Genomic DNA, 13,575 nt, shown 5'->3' with positions numbered 1-13,575 from the left:
CGTCGGCCAGCCATCGAACGGGCGTGACGTGACCACGATCAGCGAGGAGCGGCGGGTCGACGCGTCGCCCGACGACGTCTACGCCGTGGTCTCCGATCCGATCGCCACGGCCGCCCTCAGCCCCGAGTGCTTCCGGGTCCGCTGGCTCGATGACCCCGGCGCCGATCCCGTCGGCAGCCGCTTCCGGGGGTTCAACCGGCACGGGGTCTTCCGGTGGGCGACCACCGCGACGGTCACGCGGGCCGAACCCGGACGCTGCTTCGCCTACGACGTCACGCTCGTCGGCGTCCCCGTGTCGTCGTGGAGCTACGAGCTCGAGCCGGCCGAGGGTGGTGGCACACTCGTCCGTGAGTCGACCACCGATCGGCGACCGCGCTGGATCGCCGTGGCGGCGCCGCTCACGACCGGTGTTCGTGACCGTGCCGAACACAACCGGCGTGGCATGCGTGCCACGCTGGCCGGGCTCGCCGGCCTCGTCGAGGCGACGTGACCGGGGAGGGTGACGATCCGCAGCACCCGAGCGTCGACTCCCCGATCCCGGAGTCGACCGCCGGGCACGAGAGCGTGGCGATCGTCCCGCCCGTCCCCGGCGAGGCACCCGAGGACGACCTCGAGGGCTTCAGTTCCCCGCTGTCGCGGCTGGTCGCCTCTGCCCGGACGTGGCTAGTCATCGTCGTCGTGATCGCCATGGTCGTGCCGGCCGTCGCGTTCCTCGGTGACGAGTGGTCCTTCCGCCGGTCGGCGGGTGAGGTGGTGGCCACCCTCGACGGGGAGCGGAGCGGGGCGGCGGCCGCCGACACCGTGCTGCTCGTGCGCTCGCTCGGCTGCAGCGGCCGCGCGGGGACCGGGACCGCGTTCGTGGTCCAGACCGATCGCGGCCCCGCGCTGCTCACCAACCGGCACGTGGTGGAGGACGCTCGGACGGTGGGTGTCCGTGCGCTCGACGGGTCCACCGAGGTACAGGTCACCGGTGTGCGGCTGAGCGGCACCGCCGACGTCGCGGTGCTCGAGGTCGCCGATCCGTCCGGACTGCCGCCCGCGCTGTCGCTCCAGCGCGGGTTGCCGTCCACCGGCCAGGAGGTCCGACTCGTGGGGTTCCCTGCAGCGACGCCGTTCACCGCGGCGGGCACCGTCGATGTCGCCGAGCCACAGCGGCTCCTGCTCGACCTCGAGGTCGCTCCCGGCGCATCCGGGTCACCCGTGGTGGCCAGCGACGGCCAGGTGGTCGGACAGGTGCACGCGATCGCGAGCGACGGCCGCGGGGTGGCGACGCCCACCGGGCGGTTGCTGTCGGCCATCGACGACGCACGACCGGCACCGTCGTGCTGAGCGAGCGCGGCCGTCCCGTGCGTGACGGTGGACTCCACCGCCAACGTCGTCCACGAGCTCGACACCGCGACGGGGGAGCGGACCGGGGGGACCTCGGTCCGATCAGGGACGCCACCAAGGGCGAGGAACTGCTGCAGATCGTCGGGTGACCACCCGCAACGGGTCCCGACCGCACGCTGACCGGACGGGCGCGCATGTCAGACCGCGCGCCGTCGCCGGGTAGCGTTCGCCGCATGGTCCAGGGATCCGCCGATCGTCGTTTCCGCCCACTCGTGGAGCGGTTCGCTCGCACGTTCAAGAAGCCCGCCAACGGCGGCGGAGCGTTGGCCGTCTACTGGCGCGGCGAACCCGTCGTCGACGTCTGGGCCGGGTACGCCGACGCGCACGGTCAGCGCGAGTGGCAGCGTGAGACCGCCGCCATGAGCTTCTCGACGACCAAGGGCATCGCCAGCACCGTCGTGCACCGGTTCGTGGACCAGGGGCTGCTCACCTACGACGAACCGTTGGCGACCTGGTGGCCCGCGTTCGCCAGCGACGACAAGCGGCACATCACCCTCCGCACGCTCATGAGCCACCAGGCGGGGCTACACCGCATCCGCGGGGTGGTGCCGACCGCCGAGGAGCTGCTCGATCACCGGTCGATCGCCGACCTCGTCGCCGAACAGCAGCCGAACAAGCCACAGCGCGGCGGGACCGGGTACCACGGGCTCACCTACGGCTGGCTCGTCGCGGGGCTCGTGTACCGCGTCGCGGGGGTCGGCCTCGGTGACGCGGTACAGAAGGAGCTCGCCGGACCCCTCGGGCTCGACGGGTGTTTCATCGGGACCCCCGACGACCAGTGGCACCGGGTCGCCGAGCTGTTCCCGCCGCTCCCCGAACGCATCGCCAACGAGAAGATGGCCGCACGCGTCGCTGGCAACCGGCGGACGCGCTACCTCGCCGAGGCGTTGCTCATCGACGGGTGGGAGCGGCTGGTCTTCGACCACGACGATCGCCGCATCCTCGCTACGGAGATGCCGGCGGCGAACGGGGTCTTCACGGCCCGGTCCCTCGCCAAGGTCTACGCGGCCCTGGCGACCGATGGGCAGGTGGACGGCTACGAGGTCCTCTCACCCGAGACCCTGCACGAGGCAGGCCGGGTCCAACACCGCGGCCGCGACTACGTGCTCGGGCTGCCGATGCGGTGGCGGCTCGGCTACCACCAGGCGTTCACCGCTGGCCGGCCCGCGTCCAAGGCCTTCGGGCACTACGGCTACGGCGGGTCCGGTGCGTGGGCGGACCCCGAGACCGGCCTCTCGCTCGCCTTCGTGACCAACCGGCTCGGCAACGTCACCACGCCGATCGGTGACCTCCGGCTGCCCCGGCTCACCGCGGCAGCGCTGAAGGTCGCCCGCGGCGACTGACGGATCCTGCCGATCGGGGGAGCATCAGTCCGTGAGCGACCGACGGTCCTGGCGACGCTTGAGCCCGAAGACCACCGCGGAGCCGGCGACGACCAGGGCCGCCTCGATCACGAACCGCAGCCCGGCACGACCGGCGAGCGTGGGATCACCGGCGATCAGCGCCATCGGGACCAGCGCCGCCGTCGGCACGAGCGCGAGCGCGACCATCACCCCGGCGGTCAGGACGGTGCGGTTGATCGCCAGCAGTAGACCGCCGCAGATCGCCGCCACCCCCCGACGGTGACGCCGACCCACGTGGTGGTCGTCCAGTAGGTGACCAGCTGATCCGCCCCGAGGTAGCTGGTCCCTCCGCTGTCCAGGGCCGAGGCACCGAGGACCGAGCTGAGGCCCGCTGCGATCGCTGATCCGGCCACGACCGCCGCGTACGCGTACGCGACGTCCCGGAGCCCGCCGATCCACGAGCGGGAACGGTTCACGAGGCCGAGGACGAGCCGGGCGAAGGGCTGGAACCCGGGCGCGATGATCATCGCGCCGACGACGACGTGGACGGTCCCAGAGATGATGCCGAGACCGGCGATCGCGCCGGCGATGGCCATCACGAGCAGCCGGTCCCGGTCATCGTCGAATCCTGGCTCATGGCCAGCTCGAGTTCCTCCCAGGTCGCCCCGCCCTCCTCCCGGGAGAGCGCCGTGTACCCGTGGGAGACCAGGCTCAGGGGCTCGGAGGTGGACAGCGCCACACCGCCAGGCTCCCCGAGGCCGTGCCGGTCGGCGAGGCGCATGACCCCCCGCAGCCGCTCGTTGCTGACCTCGAGCGAGATGAGATCGCCCGGTGGCCGCAGCGATGCGCCGCGGTGGACGCGGAGCGTGTGGGGCTCGAGCTGCTCGAGATCGGCGAGCAGTTCATCGGTCAGCTCGGCGGCGACCGTCAGTTGGACCGTTCGTGCCACGACGCGCTCCTCCGGAGGATCCGGCCACCCGCCGGTGAACGGCCGAGCCTAGGGTGGCCGCTCCGTCCCGAGGAGGTCGGTCGTGAACGGTCCCGTCCAACGCCCGACACCGAGTGCGAGGACGAGCCCCTCGAACCCATCGAGCTGCGCGAGGGCCGGCACACCGAGGTCGGCGGCCTCCCCGTGGCGCGGGTGCTTCCCACCAAGGGCCGCCGGACCGTCGGTGCCTGGTGCTTCGTGGACGTCATCGGCCCCGCGGACGCGCAGGAACCCGATCCCCTGGAGGTCGGACCCCACCCCCACATCGGGCTGTCGACCGCCACGTGGTTGCTCGAGGGCGAGGCGCTCCACACCGATTCGCTCGGCACCGAGCAGGTGATACGCCCGGGGCAGCTGAACCTGATGACGGCCGGCCGGGGGATCGGCCACGCCGAGCTGGCTGCGCGACCACCGTTCCGCGGGGTCCAGCTCTGGATCGCGCAGCCCGAGGGCACGCGGCACGGCGCCAACGCCTTCGAGCACCACGCGTCCCTGCCGCAGTTGGACCTCGAGGACGACGGTTCTGCCACGATCCTCGTCGGCAGCTTCGTGGGTGCGCGCTCGGCAGCGCGCACCGATACCGCGCTGGTCGGGGTCGACCTCTCGGTCCCTCGCGGTCGCACCACCCTGCCGCTCGATACGTCCTTCGAGCATGCTCTGGTGCTCCTCGACGGTCGCCTGCAGGTCGGTGGCGAGGTGGTCGAACCGGGCTGGTTGGCGCTGCTCCCCGCTGGCCGGAGCGAGCTGCCGGTCAGCGCCGACGGGGATGCGCGCTACCTGCTGCTCGGAGGTGAGCCGCTCGGGGAGCGGATCGCGATGTGGTGGAACTTCGTGGCTCGCGACCAGGACGAGCTGACCGACGCGTACCGCGCGTGGCAGGACCGCGACACCGACCGTTTCGCGCCGGTGCCGTCGCAGCTGCCCCGCATCGACGCGCCCCGGCCGCCGTGGCTGCCGGATGAGGGGTAGCCAGCGGCCTTCGGCCGCGCGCCGGAGATCAGGGGTCACCGTCGAAAAGGCCGTCGAGGGTGGCCTGGTCGGCTTCCTCCCACCGGCGGACCTGGCCACGGACCTCGTCGATCTCGTCGTCGCTGAGGTGGTGGGCTCCCTCGGGCGTGATGCGGGCGATGTTCAGCGGGCCACCGACCATCGGCTGGCTGACCGCGAGCGCGTCGAGCACCCGGACGACCGCGATCACGCCGTAGTCGACGTCGCGCTCCAACATCTGGAAGTGCCCGAGCAGCGCTCCGGCCTGCTGCGCCATCGGTGCGCCGCTGCCGATCGCGTGGAACCCGACCTCCTCGTACCGTCCGACCAGGCCCGTGGGGTCGACCTTGACGATGAACGGATCACCGTGGGAGTACCCGGCCGCCAGCACGTAGGCCGACGGGGTCCCCTCGACGCTCTCGCCCGGGACGTCCGGGATGAACAGCTCGTAGTGGCGCTTGAGGGCCGGTACGACCCGCTCCTGGAGGGCGTGCGCGACGTCGCGCGACCCCACGATCTCGTCGCACTCCGCCTCGAACTGGACCTCGAGGTCGTAGAGCACCGACCGGGCGCCGCTGCCACCCCACGCGGCGTTCTCCCCGAGGGTGTGGAGTTTGCGCGCGGGGTAGCTCATCCCGCGATCGCTCTCGGTGATCTGCGAATCGGAACCCATCACCAGCCCATCGTCGCAGCGGATGGCGAGGACGACCGTCACGGTGGCTCCTGGGGTCGGGACGTGGCTGAGGGCGATGGCTCGAGTCGAGCGCATCTGGCCCGGATCCCGCAACGGTCGCCGGTCCGGCGATCCGATCCGTCGCCTGGTCACCCTGGAAGGCTGTCAACGGGCGCGCCGTGGCCATCTGGTCCGAGGTCCTTGACAGTTCGGTGTGGTGGGGCCGTACCCTCCGCCACGCGTTCAGACCCGAGCGTCGGCCGAGACGGCCAGCGACCGGGTGACGCCGTCTCCTCGACACGCACCACGGTGGTGGACCGAGCGGAGGGAGAGCGGTGGGACAGCGACTGCGGTACGCGAACGACACCTACGAGCGCGACGAGCTCGGTGTCTGGAGGTACAGCTGGGGTGACCCCGTCCCGGAGGCTCGTGACCTGACGCTCGCCGATCTGCTCGCGATCCACGCCTCCGATGCTGAGGCCACCCGCGAGCTCGGACGCGCGGAGCTCGAGTGGCTCGCCGGGGAACGCGACGACATCGGTGAGGTGCTCGTGCAGAAGCACGGGGACCGCACCCCCACCACCGGTCACCTCGTGGTCGGGATGGCCGCTCCCGAGCTCCACGTCCAGCTCATGCTCACCGTCGCCGACGTGGCCGAGCTCGCCCACGTCTCGAAGGCGACGATCGACAGCTACCGGTCGCGGGGCACGTTGCCCGCGCCGCAGGTGCAGCGGGGTCGGACGCCGCTCTGGACCCGTCCGGTCATCCAGCGGTGGCTGGCGACGCGGCCAGGTGCGGCTGCTGAAGCGGCGCGTCGGGCTGCGCTCGAGGAGCGACGCGCGCGACGGGACACCTCGGGGGACGGGGTTGCCGACCTGACCTCCATGCGCCGGCCCGCCTGAGAGCACTACCGGGCGCTGCCGAGCGCCGTCACACGCCCCGCAGCGACACCGGAGCGCCCCTGGCGAGTTGCTCGGCGATGCGCTCGACGGGGACCCCCTCCGCCTCCGCGGTCCGCGCCAGGACCTCGGCAGCACCCGCCTCGTCGCCGCCGTGCCGACCGAGGACGATGCCGATCGCACGGTGCCACGTGGCGCGCTGTTCGAGCGACGCGGTCAGCTGGTCGCTGATGGCCGCGGTCCGGTGGTACGCACGCGCGTTGGCCAGGATCGCGCCGGCGGGCACCGCGACCTGACGGAGCAACGCGAGATCCTCCTCCGCGAGGGCGTCCGGGGACCGGGCGAAGACGTTGAGCGCGCCGAGCACCTGCCCATCGGGTGCCGCCAGCGGTAGACCGAGGACGGTGCGGAACCCCGCCGCTGCAGCGAACGATGCGAACCGGGGCCACCGCTCGTCGGTGTGGGCATCGGTGACGAACTGCTCCGAGCCGGAGTGGAGGGCATCGATGCACGGGCCCTCCTCGATCAGGTACTCGTGCTCGTCGACCGACCTCGCCGCGGCGTCGGTCGTGGCGGCGGACGTGTAGCCGTCGTCGTCGGCCATCGTCGTCACGGTCATGGCGTCGACGGCTGGAGCGGCAGCCGTGGCCACGTGCAGCAGCTGCTCGAGCGTCCCCTCGAGCGTGCTGTGGTCGATGAGCACGGTCGAGAGCGCCCCGAGCAGCTCGCCGTACCTCGATGGCCGCGCGTCCGGTGTTGTCCGAGCCATCAACCGCCCCCACCGTCGGTGCCGTCGCCGCCGCCGTCACCGCCGCCGGGTGGTGGGGGTGGCTCGGGCGGTTCGGGCGCTGGTGGCGGTTCCGGTTCGGGTTCGGGTTCCGGTTCGGGCTCGGGTTCCGGTTCGGGTTCCGGTTCCGGTTCGGGTTCGGGTTCGGGTTCCGGCTCGGGTTCCGGCTCGGGGCTCGGCGCCCGCGGCGGTGGGGGAGGGGGTGGCGGCGGTGTGGACTCGACCTCGGTGAACTCCGACAGGCCCGAGTAGTCGGGCTCGGGGAACGTCGACGGCTCGAGGTCGTCGAGCAACGCCGTCAGGTAGCGACCGAAGATCGTCGCCGGGTAGGAGCCACCCGTCACGGTCTCCATCGGGGAGTTGTCGAGGTTGCCGACCCAGACGGCCGTCGTGACCTCGGGGGTGTACCCGACGAACCAGGCGTCGGTGGAGTCGTTCGTGGTCCCGGTCTTCCCGGCGGTCGGTCGACCCGTCGCCGCCGCGGTGCCCGTCCCGGAACGCACGACGTCGGTGAGCACGTCGGTGACCACGGCTGCGGCGTTGGGGTCGAGCACCTCCTCGCCGGCCACCTCGTGCTCGAACAGGACCTCCCCGGCGTGCGTCTCGATGCGGTTGACGACGAACGGCTCGTGGTGTTGGCCACCCGAGGCGATGGAGGCGTACGCCTCCGCGATCTCGAGCGGGGTCACGCCCTGGCTGCCGAGGACCGCCGATGGCACCGGATCGAGCTCGGTGTCCACCCCGAGCCGGTTCGCCATGTCGGTGACGCTCTCGAACCCGAGCCCGTCCGACAGGGCCACGTACGCCGTGTTCACCGACCGGACGGTGGCCTCACGGATCGTGATGTTGGTGAACGACCCGTCGCCGTAGTTGCTCGGTTCGTAGTCCTCCTGCCCGTCGGGCATCTCGAGCACGTAGTCATCGCGCCCGTCGATGCGGGTCGCGTCCGGGTGGTAGCCCTGGTCGACGAACGCGGCCAGCGCGAAGGTCTTGAACGCTGATCCGGGCGAGCGCAGGGTCTGCCGCTCGATGGCGACGTTGTACTGCTGCGACCGGAAGTCGAGCCCACCGAGCAGCGCCCGGATCGCTCCCGTCTCGTGATCGATCGTGACGACGCTGGCGCTGTGCTCGGTCTCCTCGAGGACCTCGCGTGCGGTCTCGGTCGCGAGGTCCTGGGCCCGGCCGTCGTAGGTGGTCTCGATGGACAGGTCCACGTTCGGGTCGCGATCGTCGCCGAGCTCCTCGAGGATGCGGACCGTCTCGCGCTCGACCACGTCGAGGAAGTAGGCCTCGTTCCCGAAGCTGACCAGGGGCCGGTCACGGAGCGGTGGGAGCTCGGCTCCGATCAGCTCGTCCGCCTCCGCCTGCTCGATCGCGCCGGTCTGGACCATCCCATCGAGGACGAAGTCGCGCCGGATGGAGGCGTTCTCGGGGCTGCGGGCGGGATCGAACGCGGTCGGGGCGGCGATCATCCCGGCCAGGACCGCGGACTGGTGCAGGTCGAGCTCGGTCGCGGGGACGTCGAAGTAGGTGCGGGCCGCCGCCTCGATGCCGTACGCCTGTCGGCCCCACGGCACGGCGTTGAGGTAGTTCTCCAGGATCTGGTCCTTCTCGAGCTCGCGGTCGAGACGGACCGCGGTGGCCGCTTCGCGGAACTTGCCGATGTAGGTGTCGGGGATGTCGGTGATGGCCAGCTCGACGTACTGCTGCGGGATCGTCGAGGCACCCTGGACGCGCTCACCCCGGGAGAGGTTCGCCCACGCTGCCCGGAGGATGCCACGAGGTGAGATCCCGGAGTGGTCGTAGAACGCCCGGTCCTCGGCGGCGACGATCGCTTGGTGGACGTGCTCCGGGAGCTGGTCGATGTCGACGTTGCGCCGCACGGCGGCTGGCTGGAGCGTGGCGAGGTACTCGCCCTCCGCGTCGCGGATCCTGGTCGGGTCGGGGATCGCGAGCTCGTCGGGCGGTGGGATGTCCACACCGTCGTACAGGCTCCAGAACGCGAACGCGCCGCCCGCGAGCAGCAGGATCCCGAGCACGAGCGAGGTGCTGATCAGGACGATGGCCCGGCGGAACCAGGGCGAACGTCCCCCGACCCGCACCTCACCGTCGACCGGTGGCCCCTGCTCGTTCACGTCGCCGGTCCTTGGTCCACCACGGCCGGGACCCCCAGCGGGCTCCGGACCGGCGAAGCGTCGCTCAGCTGGTCGGCGTCCGCTCGCCGCTGTCCCCTCCGTCCGTCCGTCGTCAGGTTCAGCTGGACGCGGGCTCACTGCCAGCGGCGAACAGGTCGGTGAGCTCGGCCGGCGGGGGAGCCTCGAGCTGGTCGTAGCGGCACGAGTTCGGGTCCCGGTCGGGCCGCCAGCGGTGGAAGCGAGCGCCGTGGCGGAGCCGGTCGCCCTGCAGCTGCTCGTAGGCGACCTCCGCGACGAGCCCGATGCGCAGCGGCACCCAGGAGGTGTCCTTGCCGCTGTTCCACCGCGACGGGGGACGGGGGCTGCCGGCGGTCCCCGCACCGTCGGACCAGGGGTGTTCGGCGAGCTCCGCGTCGGTCGTGGCGCGGTGGGGTTCGAGCTCGTCCACGAGCTGCGCACGTCGGGCGGCGCTGAACGAGGACGCCACGCCGATGTGTCGCAGCCTCCCCTCGGCATCGTGGAGACCGAGGAGCAGCGACCCGACCCCCTGTCCGTCCTTGTGCCAGCGGAAGCCGCCGACGACCACGTCCGCCGTGCGCTGCTGCTTGATCTTCGCCAGGGCTCGCTTGCCCGGCTGGTAGCGGTCGCCGAGCGGTTTGGCGATGACCCCGTCGAGACCTGCGCCCTCGAACCGCGTGAACCAGTCCGCGGCCGTGGCCGGGTCGCGGGTCGCCGGTGTCAGGTGGAGCGGCGGGACGACGTCACGGAGGGTCCGCTCGAGGACCTCACGTCGATCGACGAACGGGGTGCTCGTGAGGTCGTCGTCGCCGAGCGCGAGCAGGTCGAAAGCCACGAACCGCGCGGGGGTCGCCTCGGCCAGGGTCCGGACCCGGGACTCCGCGGGGTGGATCCGCTCGGAGAGCGCGTCGAAGTCCAAGCCGTCGCCTCGGGGGACGACCAGCTCACCGTCGAGCACGCACCGCGGCGGGAGCTGTGCGCGCAGCGGTGCTTGGAGCTCGGGGAAGTAGCGGTCGAGCGGCTTGCCGTTGCGGCTCTGGAGGAGCAGTTCGTCGCCGTCGCGGAAGACCAGGCAACGGAACCCGTCCCACTTCGGCTCGTAGAGCAGGTCCCCGGTCGGCAGCTCCCGCGCGAGCTTGGCCAGCATCGGGTCGACCGGCGGGGTGAGGGGCAGGTCCACGGGTGCCTCCGTCCCGGGCTGGGGTCGTGGACGCGCGGAGCCTACGCCTCAGCGCTGCTCGGACCGAGGGGCCGGCGTGGTGTCGGATGCCGGACCGCGCTCGACCCCGCGCTCGTCGTTCCAGTCCGCGGGAGTGGTGTCCGCGGACACCGCGTCGCGTCGCCCGAGGGGCACGGGGTCGCCGACGGTGGTGTCGCGGGCCGTCTGCCGTTCGGTCTCGGCGTTGATCTCAGCGCCGAGCAGGACGATGAAGGCGCTCAGGAACAGCCACAGCATCAGGACGATGATCCCCGCGAAGGTGCCGTACGTCTCCCCGAAGCTGCCGAAGTTCTCCACGTAGAGCGTGAACGCCGCCGAGCCGAGCAGCCACAGGACGGTCGCGATCACGGCGCCCCACGTGACCCAGCGGGTCCGCGGCTGGTCACGGTCGGGCGACACCTTGTAGAGCAACGCCAACCCGGCGATCGCCAGCAGCGCCAGCAACGGCCAGGTACCGATGCGGACCGCCAGCTCGCCCGCACGACCGAGCCCGAGCGTCTCCAGCGCCGGGGGGAGCACCGCGATCAGACCGATCGTGAGCAGCAGCCCGAGGATGGCGCCGACGGTCAGGAGCAACGCGAGACCGCGCTTCTTCGGGAACTTGCGACGATCGATCTCGTCGTAGGCGGCGTTGATGCCCTCGATGAGGCCGGCCATGCCACCCGACGCGCTCCAGAGCGCGATGAGCACCGACACGGCCAGCGCGACCCCGAGGGTCGAGCTGTCGCTGCCGGCGACGTTCTCCATCTGGTCGGTGAGCAGACCGCTCGCGCTCTCCGGGAGCGCCGAGGTGATCGATCCCATCTGGCGGGTGATGGTCGCGGGGTCCGCGACCAGCCCCCAGATGCTGATACCCGCGATGATCGCGGGGAAGATCGCGAGCAGGCCCTTGAACGCGACCCCGGCGGCGAGCAGCGACACGTGGTCCTGCTTCAGGCTGGCGACGACACGGCTCACGACCGCCTTCCAGCCCCCGGTCGGGAGATCGCTGGGCCGCCGAGCATCGTGGCCCGCGTGCTCGTGGCCGGTGCGCCCGCGTTCGGAGCTCCCCTCGGGTGTCCCGCCGGGTGTCCGCGATCGTGCGTCTGCCAACCCCACGGAGCCTCCTGTGCCGATCCGCGACCGCCGTCCGGCGGCCGGTCCGTTCCCACGACCGTGTCGGCTCGTGACCGTCCCGTCCTCGTTCCGCTCCGACCCTTCGGCCCACCGCCGGGCACACCTCGCCGTGGCCGTGGCCGTCCGGACGAGGTCGTCGAGGTCGTCCGGGGAAGGCTTCGTCAGCGGCGGCGTGGACCGCCCGCGGTCCCGAACGTGATGGCCAGCTCCTCGAAGCTCGTGGTGACGATCGGGCGACGGTCCTGGAGCCAGGCGATCGGTGAGCCGGCCGGGAACCGCCACGCGGCCCGCGCGAACCGCACCCGGGCGAGCGACTGGACCCGGCTGACGGTCTCCACGCCGTCGAGCCGCTGCGTGGTGGGCATCGGCAGGCGGCGCCAGCCAGGCACACGCACCCCAGGAACGACCTGCAGCTCGGCGAGCGTCACCCCGTCCTCGATCGCGCGGACCTGGAGGCTGCCGCGACGGGTGCCCCCGCGCTCGAAGTCGGCGAGCCGCTTCGGGATGCCCCACAGCTCGCGGCCGCCGGCGACCGAGGCGGGGGAGTCGACCCAGATGTCGCTGATCGTGATGCGCAGCCCGCGTCCGTGCCGGACCAGGGTCGCCACGAGGAGCTCGTCGTAGCTCAGCACGCTGCCGGGCTCGTAGTGGACGAAGGCGGTGCCGACGAGAGCGGTCCCCGCGACGGTCGCGATCCGGGCTCCGGTCGGCAGCGCGGCGTGCAGGGATGCCGGCAGGTCACCGACCGGCACGCGCCACAGGCTCACGTGCATGGAACCGCCGAGGTGCCACGGCTCGGGTGGGTACAGCGGCTCGGCGGTCACGGTCGTTCCTCGGCTGACGGCCGGGGACGCTACCTGCCTGGCGGCCACGGGTCCGGAGTAGCGTTCCCGTGTCCGCCAGCATCGGAGCTCGTCCACGTGATCGTCCACCGCCGGATGTACCGGAACGGGGTCCGGTCCGAGCTGCCCGGCACGCTGGCCGACGTGGTCGAACAGGGCCAGCACCGCCCCGAGACCTTCGTCTGGATCGACCTTGTCGAGCCCACGGACGAGGAGCTCGCGGAGGTCGCCGCGGCCTACGACCTCCACCCGCTGGCCGTCGAGGACGCGCTGCACGCCCACCAGCGCCCGAAGCTGGAGCGGTTCGGTGACGGGACGTCCATCGTCGTCAAGACCCTGCGGTGCGAGGGCCCCGGTGACGAGGTCGCCGTCGGCGAGGTCCAGCTGCTCCTCGGCACGTCGTACGTCATCACGGTCCGGCACCGCTCGGGAGCACTGTTCGACGACCTCACCGCGCGGCTCGAGAGCGACCGTGACCAGCTCGCGCGCGGGCCGGCCGCGGTGGTCCACGCCGTGGTGGACCAGGCGGTCGACGGGTACAGCCACGTGCTCGAGGCTCTCGAGGCCGAGCTCGACGCGCTCGAGGAGGTCGTCTTCTCGCCGGGCCGCGGGGACCACGCTGCCCGCCTCTACGGGTTGCGACGCGAGGTGCAGTCCGCGCGCCGGGCGGTGGACCCGCTCGTCGACGTGGCGGACCGGCTGACGCGGCCACGGTGGCTCGTCGGGGATCCCGACCTCGAGGCGTACTTCCGGGACGTGCACGATCACGCGATCCGAGCGCGTGATCGGTTGCTGTCGGTCGAGGTGCTGGCCGACAGCGCGCTCGATGCGCACCTGGCCCAGGTCGGGATCCAGCAGAACGAGGACATGCGTCGTATCTCGGCGTGGGTCGCCATCGCTGCCGCGCCGACCTTGATCGCCGGCATCTACGGGATGAACTTCCAGGACATGCCCGAGCTCCGGTGGGAGTACGGCTACCCGTTCGCGCTCGGGATCATCGCGACGATCTGCATCGCGCTCTACGTCGGGTTCCGTCGGAACGGGTGGCTCTGACGTGGGGCTGGCCACCGCGCACGCCACCCACGTCCCACCGCAACTTCCTGGGCCCCAGCCCAGGAAGTTGCGCCGGCGGGGTTCGGCGCGACGGTCTCGTGCAAGGACCTGGGCCCCAGCCCAGGA

The 13,575-nt window shown here is 72.0% G+C and carries 15 protein-coding genes; 6 read left to right on the top strand and 9 right to left on the bottom strand.

Features of this window, described 5'->3' with window-relative positions; genetic code table 11:
- The first annotated feature begins 28 nt into the window (after window positions 1-28).
- From WEB03_RS03370 to WEB03_RS03360, 3 genes are all read left to right on the top strand, one after another.
- On the top strand, window positions 29-490 hold the full coding sequence (locus tag WEB03_RS03370; RefSeq protein WP_368069559.1) for an SRPBCC family protein: 462 nt from the start codon (window positions 29-31) through the stop codon (window positions 488-490).
- Complete coding sequence (locus WEB03_RS03365) at window positions 487-1,329, top strand: serine protease (RefSeq protein WP_368069558.1); 843 nt, start codon at window positions 487-489, stop codon at window positions 1,327-1,329. Before WEB03_RS03370 ends, WEB03_RS03365 begins: the two co-directional genes overlap by 4 nt.
- A 233-nt stretch (window positions 1,330-1,562) precedes the next feature.
- Window positions 1,563-2,732 carry a serine hydrolase domain-containing protein gene (locus WEB03_RS03360; RefSeq protein ID WP_368069557.1) on the top strand — a complete coding sequence of 390 codons (1,170 nt, stop codon included), beginning with the start codon at window positions 1,563-1,565 and terminating at the stop codon, window positions 2,730-2,732.
- 24 nt (window positions 2,733-2,756) lie between these two features.
- On the opposite strand, the gene WEB03_RS03355 is transcribed toward WEB03_RS03360, so the two are convergent.
- From WEB03_RS03355 to WEB03_RS03345, 3 genes are read right to left on the bottom strand one after another with little or no spacing between them, the layout of a single operon-like run.
- Window positions 2,757-3,002 (bottom strand): hypothetical protein, encoded by a 246-nt coding sequence (locus WEB03_RS03355; protein WP_368069556.1) that lies wholly within the window; start codon window positions 3,000-3,002, stop codon window positions 2,757-2,759.
- Complete coding sequence (locus WEB03_RS03350; protein WP_368069555.1) at window positions 2,951-3,331, bottom strand: hypothetical protein; 381 nt, start codon at window positions 3,329-3,331, stop codon at window positions 2,951-2,953. Before WEB03_RS03350 ends, WEB03_RS03355 begins: the two co-directional genes overlap by 52 nt.
- Window positions 3,328-3,681 carry a hypothetical protein gene (locus tag WEB03_RS03345; protein WP_368069554.1) on the bottom strand — a complete coding sequence of 118 codons (354 nt, stop codon included), beginning with the start codon at window positions 3,679-3,681 and terminating at the stop codon, window positions 3,328-3,330. The genes WEB03_RS03350 and WEB03_RS03345 overlap by 4 nt, the downstream gene beginning before the upstream one ends.
- 192 nt (window positions 3,682-3,873) lie before the next feature.
- Between WEB03_RS03345 and WEB03_RS03340 the strand changes: the two genes are divergently transcribed.
- The gene (locus tag WEB03_RS03340) at window positions 3,874-4,689 is read left to right on the top strand and encodes a pirin family protein (RefSeq protein WP_368069553.1); all 816 of its coding nucleotides are present in this window, start codon (window positions 3,874-3,876) and stop codon (window positions 4,687-4,689) included.
- Window positions 4,690-4,717: 28 nt separating this feature from the next.
- On the opposite strand, the gene WEB03_RS03335 is transcribed toward WEB03_RS03340, so the two are convergent.
- Window positions 4,718-5,422, bottom strand: a complete 705-nt coding sequence (locus tag WEB03_RS03335) for a proteasome protein (protein ID WP_368069552.1) — start codon at window positions 5,420-5,422, stop codon at window positions 4,718-4,720.
- A 293-nt stretch (window positions 5,423-5,715) separates the two neighbouring features.
- Between WEB03_RS03335 and WEB03_RS03330 the strand changes: the two genes are divergently transcribed.
- A complete protein-coding gene (locus WEB03_RS03330; RefSeq protein WP_368069551.1) occupies window positions 5,716-6,282 on the top strand; it encodes a helix-turn-helix transcriptional regulator in 567 nt (188 codons plus the stop codon).
- Between the two features lie 28 nt (window positions 6,283-6,310).
- Here the strand turns inward: WEB03_RS03330 and WEB03_RS03325 are convergent, their stop codons facing one another.
- The 5 genes from WEB03_RS03325 to WEB03_RS03305 form a co-directional block, all read right to left on the bottom strand.
- Window positions 6,311-7,048 carry a GAF and ANTAR domain-containing protein gene (locus WEB03_RS03325; protein ID WP_368069550.1) on the bottom strand — a complete coding sequence of 246 codons (738 nt, stop codon included), beginning with the start codon at window positions 7,046-7,048 and terminating at the stop codon, window positions 6,311-6,313.
- Complete coding sequence (locus tag WEB03_RS03320; protein WP_368069549.1) at window positions 7,048-9,201, bottom strand: transglycosylase domain-containing protein; 2,154 nt, start codon at window positions 9,199-9,201, stop codon at window positions 7,048-7,050. The genes WEB03_RS03325 and WEB03_RS03320 overlap by 1 nt, the downstream gene beginning before the upstream one ends.
- A 118-nt stretch (window positions 9,202-9,319) precedes the next feature.
- On the bottom strand, window positions 9,320-10,399 hold the full coding sequence (locus WEB03_RS03315; protein ID WP_368069548.1) for an ATP-dependent DNA ligase: 1,080 nt from the start codon (window positions 10,397-10,399) through the stop codon (window positions 9,320-9,322).
- A gap of 48 nt (window positions 10,400-10,447) precedes the next feature.
- Window positions 10,448-11,395 (bottom strand): YihY/virulence factor BrkB family protein, encoded by a 948-nt coding sequence (locus WEB03_RS03310; protein WP_368069547.1) that lies wholly within the window; start codon window positions 11,393-11,395, stop codon window positions 10,448-10,450.
- Between the two features lie 320 nt (window positions 11,396-11,715).
- Window positions 11,716-12,378 (bottom strand): acetoacetate decarboxylase family protein, encoded by a 663-nt coding sequence (locus WEB03_RS03305; protein WP_368069546.1) that lies wholly within the window; start codon window positions 12,376-12,378, stop codon window positions 11,716-11,718.
- Window positions 12,379-12,474: 96 nt separating this feature from the next.
- Here WEB03_RS03305 and corA point away from each other — a divergent pair, with 96 nt between their 5' ends.
- Window positions 12,475-13,449, top strand: a complete 975-nt coding sequence (gene corA, locus WEB03_RS03300) for a magnesium/cobalt transporter CorA (RefSeq protein ID WP_368069545.1) — start codon at window positions 12,475-12,477, stop codon at window positions 13,447-13,449.
- The last annotated feature ends 126 nt before the right edge of the window (window positions 13,450-13,575 follow it).

This window comes from Nitriliruptor sp. (genome assembly GCF_040882075.1).
Lineage (GTDB): Bacteria > Actinomycetota > Nitriliruptoria > Nitriliruptorales > Nitriliruptoraceae > Nitriliruptor.
This window is presented reverse-complemented; position numbering and strand designations above follow the sequence as displayed.